Below are 12,288 nucleotides of genomic sequence, written 5' to 3'. Positions count from 1 at the left end.
TAGTCATTAGGAGGAACGCTCATGTTAGAGTTTGATATGAACATGGATTCATTAGCTACAATTAAGGTCATTGGTGTCGGCGGCGGCGGAAGCAACGCTGTTAACCGCATGATTGAGCACGGTGTACAAGGAGTAGAATTTATTTGCGTGAATACTGACGCCCAGGCACTGAACCTTTCAAAGGCTCAGATTAAAATGCAGATCGGTTCAAAGCTTACTAGGGGATTGGGTGCAGGAGCCAACCCGGAAATTGGAAAAAAAGCGGCGGAAGAGAGCAGGGAACAGGTTGAAGAAGCCCTCCGCGGGGCCGATATGGTCTTTGTTACTGCCGGTATGGGCGGAGGAACTGGAACAGGTGCAGCTCCTGTAATCGCTGAAATCGCTAAGGAAATGGGAGCATTGACAGTAGGTGTTGTTACCCGTCCTTTCACGTTTGAAGGACGAAAACGTTCTACTCAAGCTGTTGGCGGAATCAGCGTATTCAAAGAAAAAGTAGATACCTTGATTGTCATTCCAAATGACAGACTACTAGAAATCGTTGACAAAAATACTCCGATGCTTGAAGCTTTCCGTGAGGCAGATAACGTATTGCGACAAGGTGTACAAGGGATCTCTGACTTGATCGCTGTACCTGGATTGATCAACCTTGACTTTGCCGATGTTAAAACGATCATGACTGAAAAAGGTTCTGCTCTAATGGGTATTGGTATTGCCACTGGCGAAAACAGAGCAGCTGAGGCAGCACGAAAGGCCATTTCTTCACCATTGCTTGAAACTTCAATCGACGGTGCCAAGGGTGTCCTGATGAACATTACTGGAGGAGCCAACCTAAGCCTTTATGAAGTTAATGAAGCGGCAGATATTGTATCCTCTGCTTCAGATCCTGAAGTCAACATGATCTTCGGGTCTGTTATCAATGAAGATTTAAAAGATGAAATTCTGGTGACTGTTATTGCGACCGGTTTCGATGAAAGAGAAAACATGCAAGCCATGCAGGCACAGGCGCAGCGTCCAAAATTCCAGCAGCAGGCTCCAAAGGCTCCAACTAGCCAAGGAAGCCAGCGTGAGGAAGTGACGAACGAAAACCGTCCGGCTCCGCCTTCACAATCCGATTCTGATACACTGGATATCCCTACTTTCCTTCGCAACCGCAACCGTAACCGAAGAAGATAACTAAGAAAAGCAGAAGCGCCAACAATACCTGCAAAACACCTTTCAGACTATGAAAGGTGTTTTTTTATGCCTTCAAAACAGTTTTTTGCAAGCAGTAGATTATGACAAAATCTCTTAAAATAAAAAGATATCTTGTCTCATAAATTGACAGACTTTATATTTCGCCTGTTTTATACTTGTTTCAACTCTTAAGAAAGGAGAAAACAAATGACACTTTATCTGGATGTCATTTGGTTTCTTAATTTTTGCATTGATTTTCTGCTGATTGTTTTAACCGGAATGGTGTTAAAACGCAAAATGCAAAAATGGAGACTGGCTGCGGGTTCTTTCATCGGATCTTCGTATGTTTTGCTGCTTTTCATTCCTACGGATATCAGCATGTATCATCCGCTCATCAAATTTGTTTTTTCCTTGATCATCATGTTCGTGTCATTTGGTTTTCAAAAATTTTCATACTTCGCTAAAAATGTTGGGATGTTTTATTTTGTAACGTTTGTCACAGGAGGGGGGCTTTTTGCGGCACATTATTTCTTACAGACAGATTTAACGATCATGCATGGTGTATTGGCGACCAAGAGTACAGGAAAGGGTGATCTTTTAAGCTGGGCGTTTGTCTGTATCGGCTTTCCGGCAGTATGGCTGTTTTCCAAAAGAAGAGTGGATGACATTAAAGTGCAGAAACTCCATTATACAGAATTGGTGGAGGTGGAAATCAGAATTGAGGATACATGCATACAAGCTGCCGGGCTGATTGACAGCGGAAATAAACTGCATGACCCCATCACCAAGGTGCCTGTAATGATCCTTGACTTGAATATCCACGAAGAACACCTTCCACCGGAAATCATAGCGTTTTCTAAAGATATGGAGTCATTTAACGAATTTGGTGCCTCGGGGCATTCATGGGAATCACGTCTGCGGATTATTCCATTTCGTGCTGTGGGGAAAGACAGTGAATTTCTCCCGGCCATCAAGCCGGATGAAGTCGTAATCAAAAGCAAACAGGGGAACTTTACATGTTCGAGAGTTCTTATCGGGTTAACATATACAGCATTATCAAGTGAAAATGCGTTTACCTGCATTGTGCATCCAGAAGTCATGTCGAAAGGTATCGAGAGCATAGCAGCCTCATAGAATAAGGAGAGGGGAGAATGGCAAATTGAGAAAGCTTCGTCTGAAACTGACACTTCTTTGGTACAAACTGTTAATTAAGCTTGGGATCAAAACGGAGGAAATTCATTATATAGGCGGCCATGAGGCGCTTCCGCCGCCGCTGAGCAAGGAGGAAGAAGCTGTACTCCTTGAAAAGCTGCCATCCGGCGATAAGGCTGCTAAATCATTGCTCATCGAAAGGAATTTAAGGCTGGTCGTCTACATTGCAAGAAAATTTGAGAATACCGGGATCAATATAGAGGATTTAATCAGTATTGGTACGATCGGACTGATCAAAGCGGTAAACACGTTCAATCCTGAAAAGAAAATAAAACTGGCTACATATGCATCCCGATGCATTGAAAATGAAATCCTTATGTATTTGCGCAGAAATAACAAAACACGATCAGAAGTTTCTTTTGATGAACCGCTGAATGTTGACTGGGATGGAAATGAACTCTTATTATCAGATGTCCTCGGGACAGAAGAGGATATTATTACACGCCGATTAGAGGCGAATGTCGATCGGAAATTGCTTTTGAAGGCTTTATTTACGTTAAATGACAGGGAGAAACAGATCATGGAGCTTAGATTTGGACTATCTGGAGGGGAAGAAAAGACCCAGAAAGATGTGGCTGATATGCTCGGGATATCTCAGTCCTATATCTCAAGATTGGAGAAGAGAATTATTAAACGGCTGCAAAAGGAATTTAATAAAATGGTCTAATTGGAGGCAGCAGCCTCTTTTTTTATTTGGCTTTGAAATTTGGCATCGCATACAGATGGTTGAAACCCTCAAGTCTTTTCTCCTATAGCAGGGGGGAACAGCTGGCTTATACCCTTCTGCTTATTTTGAAAATAATTTCCAGTCAATTAAGCTATACTGCCGCATGATTTCCGGCATCCTGCTTTACTTCCTTAAGAAGAAGCTACTGCATAAAAATTCCTGCCAGGGAAATACTGACTTTGACAAAAAACTCCCGGTAGGAGGGAAATCCATTGACCCGAAACAAAGTAGAGATCTGCGGAGTAGACACGTCTAAGCTTCCAGTATTAAAAAATCCCGAAATGCGTGAATTGTTCACAAAGATGCAGAACGGGGATCCTACTGCACGCGAAACGTTAGTAAACGGCAACCTGCGCTTAGTTCTCAGCGTTATCCAGAGATTTAACAACCGCGGGGAGTTTGTTGATGATTTATTTCAGGTCGGCTGTATTGGCCTAATGAAATCCATCGATAATTTTGACCTTGGTCAAAATGTAAAATTTTCCACGTATGCAGTACCTATGATTATTGGAGAGATCAGAAGATATTTGCGGGACAACAACCCCATCCGGGTATCCCGTTCACTAAGGGATATCGCTTACAAAGCGTTACAGGTAAGAGACCAGCTTATGAATAAGCTTTCAAGGGAACCAACGGCACAGCAGATCGCTGAAGTGCTGGAGGTTCCTAAAGAAGAAGTGGTATTTGCACTGGATGCCATACAGGACCCCGTTTCTCTTTTTGAACCTATTTATAATGACGGCGGCGATCCGATCTACGTAATGGATCAGATAAGTGATGATAAGGCTAAAGATTTTCAGTGGATTGAAGAAATTGCCCTGAAAGAAGCAATGAGGCGCCTTAATGAAAGAGAAAAAATGATTCTGACGATGAGATTTTTTCAAGGCAAAACGCAGATGGAGGTCGCCGATGAGATTGGAATCTCACAAGCCCAGGTCTCGCGTCTGGAAAAAGCGGCCATCTCACAGATGAACAAAAATATACAGAGCAGCTAAAAAGACAACCCGCTGATAAAGCGGGTTGTTTGCTGTACATGATTTTACAAGCTCGCTCATATAGTTATTAAAAGAAGGGCGGGGATACGATGATGAAGATTTCTGACTTTCAGGTCAAGGACGTAGTAAATGTTGCGAACGGCAAAAAACTTGGACATATCGCTGATCTGGAGATTAATTTAAGCACGGGAAAGATAGAATCACTGATCATACCGGGGCCAGGAAAAATGCTCGGCTTTTTTGCAAGAGAAAGTGATATTGTCATTCCATGGAGAAATATCGTAAAGATCGGGACAGATGTCATTCTTGTCCGCTATATGGACGCTCAGGATTCAGGAGAATATATTAAAGAACCTTTTGATCAGCTGAAAAAGTAAATAGCATTATACGCTCAAGACTCATCTGTGATAAAATAAATAGCATAATAACCCAATATCCGTCTCAATTTGATAATACTTTTCACAGAAGGAAGTGTGCGGTTTTGAGAGCTGAACCATTTGTACAACAAGGCAGCATGTTTAAACTGGCTGACTGGATGAACCAGCATGCCGGATTAACAGCAGGCATCACGTCACGGCGTAATGGTTTTAGCAAGCATCCATATGAATCATTGAATTTAGGATTCCATGTCGGGGACAACCCGGAGGATGTTCTAAAAAACCGGCAGAGCGCAAGTGTTTCCATTGGAGCTGCTTTAGACCACTGGGTCGGAACTGAGCAGGTGCATCAGGCAGTCATAAAAAAAGTTACGCATGAGGATGCTGGAAAGGGCGCAAAAGATCTGGCAAGCGCGATTAAAGGCACCGATGGAATATATACATCAGAAGAAGACCTGCTACTAACCTCACTTTACGCTGACTGTGTGCCGCTTTTCTTTTTGAGTCCCCAAAGCAAACTTGTCGGGCTTGCCCATGCAGGCTGGAAAGGTACAGTCGGCAAGATCGGAGCAAACATGGTGGATGAATGGGTGAAGGCTGAAGGTGTCAGGCCCGATGACATCATTGCAGCAATCGGCCCATCGATCGGATGCTGCTGTTATGAGGTAGATGAATTTGTTATCAAGCAAGTCAACAAGGCGCTTCCGGCTGATACAGCAAATTTTCCATACCGTCAGATAGACGAGACGCATTATTTGCTGGATTTGCGGGAAGTAAATAAGAGGATCCTGATTCAGGCAGGCATGAAAGAGGAAAATATTGTTGAAACTTCTTATTGCACCAGCTGCAATAATGAACAATTTTTTTCTCATCGCAAGGAACTTGGAAAAACCGGCAGGATCATGAGCTATATCGGGCGTTTGAAAGGAGCAGAACGTGAATATCCAGCAAAATCTTTCAGTCATCCAAACTAATATTTCTGAAGCTTGCAAGAAAAAAAACAGAAAGCCAGAGGACGTTAAAATTATTGCCGTGACGAAATATGTGAGTACTGAAACGGCTGTGGATGCAGTGAAATCTGGCGTTGAGCACATTGGTGAAAACCGTCCGGAAGGCCTAAAGGAAAAGTATGAGGTTCTTGGTGATGATGTGACGTGGCATTTTATTGGTTCTCTTCAGTCCAGAAAAGTTAAGGAAGTTCTCCCTTACGTTGACTATATTCATTCATTGGACAGGCTTTCGCTTGCTAAGGAGATCGATAAGAGGGCAGACCGTGTCATCAATTGTTTTGTTCAAGTCAATGTCTCCGGAGAAGAAACAAAACATGGGTTGTCGGCTGAAAAAACTCTATCATATGTCGATAATATGAAAGAGTTTCCAAACATCCGGATCGTAGGGCTGATGACCATGGCTCCTCATACAGAAGATGAGGAAACCCTTCGTTCTGTTTTTTCAACACTTAAACAGCTGCAAAATGACATACAGGCGAAGCATTACGAATTTGCGCCATGCACTGAGCTTTCCATGGGAATGTCTAATGATTATGAAATAGCTGTCCAGGAAGGAGCAACGTTCGTCAGAATTGGGACCAGCCTGGTCGGCAAAGAATTTTAGGAGGTGCCAATCATGAGCATAAAGAACAAATTCAAGCGCTTTTTTGACCTTGAAGAAGATGAATATGTATATGAAGAGGTAGTTGAAGAGGATGGTGCAGAGGCTGTGGAGAGTGAATATCCTCCTGCTCAAACAAAGAAAAACAAGCAGAACGTCGTCAGCCTGCAAAGTATTCATCAGCAATCCAAGGTGGTCCTTGTTGAACCGAGAGTATACGCGGAAGCACAGGACATTGCCGATCAATTAAAAAACAGGCGTGCGGTTGTCATGAACCTGCAGCGCATTCCACATGATCAGGCAAAACGGATCGTCGACTTTTTAAGCGGAACCGTTTATGCGATAGGTGGAGATATACAAAAATTAGGTCCTAACACATTTTTGTGCACACCGGAAAACGTAGATATTTCCGGATCGATTTCGGAAATGCTGGAAGGCGAATAATACGAGGACGGTGGCTTTCTTTGGTATATCAGATTGGGAACTTTGTTAGCGAACTTTTCACTATCTATCGATATATAGTCATAGCGTACATATTAATGTCATGGTTCCCGAATGCAAGGGAATCTTCCATCGGCCAATTTATTGCCAGAATCGTGGAGCCATACTTGGCGCCGTTCAGGAGAATCATCCCGCCGCTTGGCATGATTGATATTTCTCCGATCGTCGCATTATTTGCATTATCGTTTGCACAAGCTGGTGTGAAAATGGTCATTTACTGGATTGGCCAATACCTGGCCTAAAGGCAGAGGAGCATAGATGAACATATATCAGCATTTTCGTAAAGAAGAATATCCCTTTATTGATCAAGTGCTGCAGTGGAAGGCTGAAGCTGAGGAACGGTATTCTGTTAAACTGACTGATTTTCTTGATCCAAGAGAGCAGGATATCGCTGAAAGCATGATTGGAAAAGGCTCGGAGGCTTCCCTGGCGTTCTGGGGAGGCTCTTCTTTTTCTGAGAGAAAGAGAGCATTAATCTATCCTTCTTATTTTGTACCCGAGAAAAAGGATTTTGAAGTTTCTGTATTGGAAATTCACTATCCAGCAAAGTTTGTAACGATGGAGCATCGAGACGTTCTCGGCTCTCTGATGAACCTTGGAATGAAGAGAGGAAAGTTTGGTGATATCCTTCAAAACAAGGACAGGATGCAGATCGTTGTTGCAGGCGATGTGAGCGACTACGTCTGCCTTAACTTAGAGCGGATCGGAAAAGCGAGTGTTAAGCTGAAAGAAGTGTCTGAAAATGATCTCATTGAATCAGACGAGATTTATGAAATGAAAGAAGGAACAGTTTCTTCATTGCGGCTTGACGTGGTTCTCTCTGAGATCTATGGGCTTTCTCGGTCAAAAGTCAGCCCTCTCATTCAAGGGTCGAAAGCAAAGGTCAATTGGAGGGTTACTGAAGAAGTGTCTTTCCCAGTTGAACCTGGAGATTATTTATCTTTAAGAGGATACGGCAGGAGCAAACTGATCGCTGTGGAAGGTAAGACAAAGAAAGACAGATGGCGGGTAAGGTACGGAGTTTTACAATAAATTATACAGTTTAGAAGGAATGGCATTACAATTGTCGAAACTAGGTAATTAATAGAAAGCATCATTAGCGGAGGTGGCGGAAATGCCTTTAACACCATTGGATATTCATAATAAAGAGTTTACCCGGGGATTTCGGGGTTATAATGAAGATGAGGTCAACGATTTTCTTGATCAAGTAATTAAAGATTATGAATCAGTGATCCGCGAAAGAAGAGAATTGGAAGAAACCGTAGAAAAGCTTGAAGAGAAGCTTTCCTATTTTAAAAACATTGAAGAAACATTGAACAAATCTATTCTTGTTGCTCAGGAAACAGGCGAGGAAGTTAAACGAAGCGCAACAAAAGAAGCAAGGCTGATCGTAAAGGAAGCGGAAAAGAACGCGGACCGAATTATCAATGAATCGCTGGCTAAATCCCGAAAAATCGCGATGGAGATCGAAGAATTGAAAAAGCAGTCTTCTGTTTATCGCACCCGTTTCCGCATGCTCATCGAAGCTCAGCTGGAAATGCTGAAGAATGAGGATTGGGATGCTCTTCAGCCTGCAGAACGTGGTGAAGAATACGAACTGGAGATGAAATAGAACGCTTGACGTTTTTTCGTCCTAAGCATATAATTCTTTAAAGATTATTATATTTCGGCAACGATGAAAGGGAAAGTATGTAGAGAATCCATTTTTCAAGTAAGCGAGCTGGTGATGGTGGAAGACCGGTAAATGGACTGTACAGAAGATCACCCCGGAGTTTCCAGGCTGAACCTGCACTAAGTAAGCCTGGCGTTCTTTCACGATACGATTGCAAAGCGGGTTTCTTTCATTTTGAAACCTATTAGGGTGGTACCGCGGGTGGCCTTCTCGTCCCTTCACAGTGACGAGAAGGCCTTTTTGTATGCATGTGAGCAGTTGGAAATGATTTTTTCGATAGATGTAGGAGGAAAAATATGAATTACAAAGACACGTTATTAATGCCTAAAACAGAATTTCCGATGCGGGGCAATCTTCCTCAGCGTGAACCGGAAGTTCAAGCCAAATGGGAAGATCTGAATATTTACAATAAAGTGCAGGAACATACGAAAGGGCGACCTTCCTTCATTCTTCATGACGGGCCTCCTTATGCCAATGGAGATATCCATGTAGGGCATGCAGAGAATAAGATCTTAAAAGATATGATCGTCCGTTATAAATCCATGACAGGCTATCATGCACCATACGTTCCTGGCTGGGATACACATGGCCTTCCAATTGAAACCGCCTTAACCAAGAGCGGAAAAGTAAAAAGAAAAGAGATGTCGGTTGCAAAATTCCGTAAACGGTGTGAAGAATATGCTCTGACACAAGTGGATCGCCAGCGGAATCAGTTTAAACGACTGGGAGTACGCGGAGATTGGGAGAATCCGTACATCACCCTGAACAAAGCGTATGAAGCCCGTCAGATCGAAGTATTTGGCGAAATGGTGAAAAGGGGATTCATCTACAAAGGATTGAAGCCTGTTTATTGGTCTCCATCATCTGAATCTGCATTAGCAGAAGCAGAGATCGAATATTATGACAAACGTTCAGCATCTATCTATGTTGCGTTCCCGGTGAAAGACGGAAAAGACGTACTTGATCAAGACGTAAGCATCGTCATCTGGACCACGACACCATGGACCATTCCGGCAAACCTCGGTATTTCCGTTCATCCTGATCTTGACTATGTCGTTGTTGAGGCAGAGGGGAGAAAGCTTCTAGTGGCACAGGCGCTAGTCGAGCAGCTGGAAAAAGAATTAGAATGGACGAATGTGACGGTTTCCAAAACCGTAAAAGGTAAAGATCTTGAACATGTTGTTGCACAGCATCCTCTTTATGATCGTGAATCCCTCGTCATGCTCGGTGACCATGTCACGACTGATGCAGGTACTGGGTGTGTCCATACAGCACCCGGACACGGGGAAGATGACTTCCTTGTCGGTAAAAAATACGGACTAGAAGTGCTCTGCCCAGTCGATGACCGTGGTGTTATGACAAGTGAAGCTCCTGGATTTGAAGGCATGTTTTATGATGAAGCTAACAAGCCAATCACACAGAAGCTGGAGGAGGCTGGCGCGCTCTTAAAGCTGTCCTTCATCACCCACTCATACCCGCATGACTGGAGAACGAAAAAACCGGTAATCTTCAGGGCTACTGCTCAATGGTTCGCTTCTATTAAAGGAATGCGTGAAGAGATGCTGGACGCTATTAAAGAAGTGAACTGGATTCCTAACTGGGGCGAAACAAGACTGTTTAACATGATCAAAGACCGTGAAGACTGGTGTATTTCAAGACAGCGTGCATGGGGAGTTCCTATTCCGGTGTTCTATGCAGAAAACGGTGAACCGATCATGACGGAAGAAACAATCGCGCATGTTGTAAAACTGTTCCGTGAACACGGATCGAATATTTGGTTCGAACGAGATGCAAAAGAACTGCTTCCTGAAGGATTCACGTCTGATCACAGTCCGAACGGCAGGTTCTCTAAAGAAACAGACATCATGGACGTATGGTTTGATTCTGGATCTTCTCACTGGAGTGTTCTTGAAGAACGCGAAGATCTAAGCCGTCCGGCTGATCTCTATCTGGAAGGTTCTGACCAGTACCGCGGATGGTTTAACTCATCTCTTTCCACATCAGTAGCGATCACAGGCAAGGCACCGTACAAATCGGTTCTTAGCCATGGTTTTGTTCTTGATGGTGAAGGAAGAAAAATGAGTAAGTCCATCGGCAACGTAATGGATCCAATAAAAGTCATGAACCAGCTTGGCGCTGACATTATCCGCCTATGGGTATCTTCTGTGGACTATCAGGCAGATGTCAGAGTGTCCGATGATATTTTGAAACAAGTAGCTGAAGTTTACCGCAAAATCCGTAATACACTGCGCTTCTTGCTTGGAAACCTTAATGGGTTTGATCCGAAAGTAAACGCTGTTCCTTTTGAAAAACTTGGCAAGATCGATCAGTACATGCTCGTTAAACTCAATAAACTGATCGACCGGGTAAAGAAATCTTATGATGAGTACCAGTTCCTGTCTGTTTATAACGCGATCCATAATTTCTGTACCATCGATCTGTCATCATTCTACCTTGATATTGCTAAGGATACTCTCTACATTCAGTCAGAGGACGATATTAAACGCAGAAGCATACAGACCGTACTTTATGAAGCACTGATGGCGATCACAAAATTGACAGCTCCAATTCTGGCCCACACGGCCGACGAAGTTTGGAGCTACATTCCTGGTGTTACAGAGGAAAGTGTTCAATTAACAACCATGCCGGACTCTGTCACTTATCCTGGTGAAGACCAATTGATGAAAGACTGGGATCTGTTTATGGATCTTCGTGATGAAGTATTAAAAGCACTTGAGGAAGCAAGAAATGCTAAAGTAATCGGGAAGTCCCTTACAGCGTCTATCACCCTGTATCCTGCAGAAAATGTGAAGAGCTGGCTTGAAAATGTAGAGGACCTTAATAAACTGTTTATTGTTTCAGAGGCAGTGATTGGCGGTTTTAGAGATGATGCTCCTGAAAGGGCAGTAAAATATGATCACTTGGCGGTTTCTGTTAAGCCTGCTGAAGGCGAAACGTGTGAGCGCTGCTGGGTTGTAACACCAGAAGTTGGTTCTGATGAAAAACACCCTACACTTTGTGCATCGTGTGCAGAGATTGTAACTAAAAATTATGAAAACTAAATCGTGAATAAAGAATAGCTGTCTTTCTGACGACGCAATCATTGCGGCTTGAGGAGGACGGCTTTTTTTAGGCTATTTTTGCTTTTTGTATGGACATTCACCTAACCACTTGCTTTGAAATATTGTAAAAGCAAGGAGGCTGAGTATGGAACGGTTATATGACAAGGAGAGTGCATCTGTACTGCTTGACGATTGGAAAAGGAATGCATTCCATGCTTTTCATAGCAAGATGACGAATCATGAACTTAAATTTCCCTGCATTCCCGCCATTCAGGGGTATCAGCTCGGCCATATCCGTTATGGTTTCGCACCCCATCCAGAAAGCAGGGAAGCTTCTGAAGCCTTTGCAGAACTGCTGGATTCATATGGAAAGTGCTCCCGTGAAACCGGCCTTTATTCGGCTCTTGTTGTTTTCTTTAATAATGATCCGGCTCATCCTGAAGAGTTTCAAACGGTAAATACGTACGAAGAAGTTTTTTGGGACTTGATGAAAAGAACTTCATCGCTTGACAAAAAACCTTGGCCGGCACATATTTCAAATGATCCAGAGGATGCTACCTGGGAGTTTTGTTATGGATTGGAACAATATTTCGTATTTTGCGGAACACCCGCACATGTGAAAAGGTACAGCCGTTACTTTCCCTTTTTTATGCTCGCTCTTACACCGAGGTGGGTGCTTTCCTGTTTCAATGAAGACAAGAGAAAGGCAGAAAAGATGTCTGAATGGATCAGGGATCGACTGTCAACCTATGATACTGCCCCAATCCACCCTGAATTAAAAAAGTATGGAGATGCCGAAAATAAAGAATGGAAACAATATTATTTAAGGGATGATGAGACGGCAGCCTCGTCCTGTCCGTTTCATCATCTATGGAAGCAAAGTTCAGAAGCAAAAAGAGATACATGAGTGTGAGTAGCTGAAAAAGCAGGTAGTACCTGCTTTTTTCTGCATACTGAT

The 12,288-nt window shown here is 43.2% G+C and carries 13 protein-coding genes and 1 other annotated feature; all 13 genes read left to right on the top strand.

Annotation, left to right across the window (positions count from 1 at the left end; all coding sequences use genetic code 11):
* Nucleotides 1-21 precede the first annotated feature (21 nt).
* Entirely contained in the window at nucleotides 22-1,173 is a 1,152-nt protein-coding gene (gene ftsZ / locus OKX00_RS13715; protein WP_265407715.1) for a cell division protein FtsZ, read from the top strand.
* A 207-nt stretch (nucleotides 1,174-1,380) separates the two neighbouring features.
* A complete protein-coding gene (gene spoIIGA / locus OKX00_RS13710; RefSeq protein ID WP_265407714.1) occupies nucleotides 1,381-2,307 on the top strand; it encodes a sigma-E processing peptidase SpoIIGA in 927 nt (308 codons plus the stop codon).
* A gap of 25 nt (nucleotides 2,308-2,332) precedes the next feature.
* Entirely contained in the window at nucleotides 2,333-3,052 is a 720-nt protein-coding gene (gene sigE, locus OKX00_RS13705; protein WP_053354571.1) for an RNA polymerase sporulation sigma factor SigE, read from the top strand.
* Between the two features lie 272 nt (nucleotides 3,053-3,324).
* On the top strand, nucleotides 3,325-4,107 hold the full coding sequence (sigG, locus tag OKX00_RS13700) for an RNA polymerase sporulation sigma factor SigG (protein ID WP_062231643.1): 783 nt from the start codon (nucleotides 3,325-3,327) through the stop codon (nucleotides 4,105-4,107).
* 89 nt (nucleotides 4,108-4,196) lie between these two features.
* Nucleotides 4,197-4,484 carry a YlmC/YmxH family sporulation protein gene (locus tag OKX00_RS13695; protein ID WP_053354569.1) on the top strand — a complete coding sequence of 96 codons (288 nt, stop codon included), beginning with the start codon at nucleotides 4,197-4,199 and terminating at the stop codon, nucleotides 4,482-4,484.
* A 104-nt stretch (nucleotides 4,485-4,588) separates the two neighbouring features.
* Entirely contained in the window at nucleotides 4,589-5,458 is an 870-nt protein-coding gene (gene pgeF / locus OKX00_RS13690; protein ID WP_265407713.1) for a peptidoglycan editing factor PgeF, read from the top strand.
* Nucleotides 5,421-6,098, top strand: coding sequence for a YggS family pyridoxal phosphate-dependent enzyme (locus OKX00_RS13685; protein WP_265407712.1), 678 nt, complete (start codon nucleotides 5,421-5,423; stop codon nucleotides 6,096-6,098). The genes pgeF and OKX00_RS13685 overlap by 38 nt, the downstream gene beginning before the upstream one ends.
* Nucleotides 6,099-6,110: 12 nt before the next feature.
* Nucleotides 6,111-6,539, top strand: coding sequence for a cell division protein SepF (locus OKX00_RS13680; protein WP_062231650.1), 429 nt, complete (start codon nucleotides 6,111-6,113; stop codon nucleotides 6,537-6,539).
* Nucleotides 6,540-6,559: 20 nt separating this feature from the next.
* A complete protein-coding gene (locus OKX00_RS13675) occupies nucleotides 6,560-6,838 on the top strand; it encodes a YggT family protein (protein WP_234293161.1) in 279 nt (92 codons plus the stop codon).
* Between the two features lie 16 nt (nucleotides 6,839-6,854).
* Nucleotides 6,855-7,628: a YlmH family RNA-binding protein gene (locus tag OKX00_RS13670; RefSeq protein WP_062231652.1), complete on the top strand. Its 774-nt coding sequence runs from the start codon at nucleotides 6,855-6,857 to the stop codon at nucleotides 7,626-7,628.
* An 82-nt stretch (nucleotides 7,629-7,710) separates the two neighbouring features.
* A complete protein-coding gene (locus tag OKX00_RS13665) occupies nucleotides 7,711-8,208 on the top strand; it encodes a DivIVA domain-containing protein (protein WP_053354563.1) in 498 nt (165 codons plus the stop codon).
* A gap of 54 nt (nucleotides 8,209-8,262) precedes the next feature.
* Nucleotides 8,263-8,489, top strand: a binding site (T-box leader).
* Between the two features lie 75 nt (nucleotides 8,490-8,564).
* Nucleotides 8,565-11,330: an isoleucine--tRNA ligase gene (ileS, locus tag OKX00_RS13660; protein ID WP_265407711.1), complete on the top strand. Its 2,766-nt coding sequence runs from the start codon at nucleotides 8,565-8,567 to the stop codon at nucleotides 11,328-11,330.
* A gap of 145 nt (nucleotides 11,331-11,475) precedes the next feature.
* Nucleotides 11,476-12,237, top strand: a complete 762-nt coding sequence (locus OKX00_RS13655) for a YqcI/YcgG family protein (RefSeq protein ID WP_265407710.1) — start codon at nucleotides 11,476-11,478, stop codon at nucleotides 12,235-12,237.
* Nucleotides 12,238-12,288 lie beyond the last annotated feature (51 nt).

The organism is Fictibacillus sp. KU28468, assembly GCF_026153615.1.
Taxonomy (GTDB): Bacteria; Bacillota; Bacilli; order Bacillales; family Fictibacillaceae; genus Fictibacillus_C; species Fictibacillus_C marinisediminis.
This window is presented reverse-complemented; position numbering and strand designations above follow the sequence as displayed.

What these genes read in the sequence shown, in the direction of transcription:
- ftsZ (WP_265407715.1), top strand. Translation starts at nt 22, where the DNA reads ATGTTAGAGTTTGATATGAACATGGATTCATTAGCTACAATTAAGGTC.
- spoIIGA (WP_265407714.1), top strand. Translation starts at nt 1,381, where the DNA reads ATGACACTTTATCTGGATGTCATTTGGTTTCTTAATTTTTGCATTGAT.
- OKX00_RS13695 (WP_053354569.1), top strand. Translation starts at nt 4,197, where the DNA reads ATGATGAAGATTTCTGACTTTCAGGTCAAGGACGTAGTAAATGTTGCG.
- OKX00_RS13680 (WP_062231650.1), top strand. Translation starts at nt 6,111, where the DNA reads ATGAGCATAAAGAACAAATTCAAGCGCTTTTTTGACCTTGAAGAAGAT.
- OKX00_RS13670 (WP_062231652.1), top strand. Translation starts at nt 6,855, where the DNA reads ATGAACATATATCAGCATTTTCGTAAAGAAGAATATCCCTTTATTGAT.
- OKX00_RS13665 (WP_053354563.1), top strand. Translation starts at nt 7,711, where the DNA reads ATGCCTTTAACACCATTGGATATTCATAATAAAGAGTTTACCCGGGGA.
- ileS (WP_265407711.1), top strand. Translation starts at nt 8,565, where the DNA reads ATGAATTACAAAGACACGTTATTAATGCCTAAAACAGAATTTCCGATG.
- OKX00_RS13655 (WP_265407710.1), top strand. Translation starts at nt 11,476, where the DNA reads ATGGAACGGTTATATGACAAGGAGAGTGCATCTGTACTGCTTGACGAT.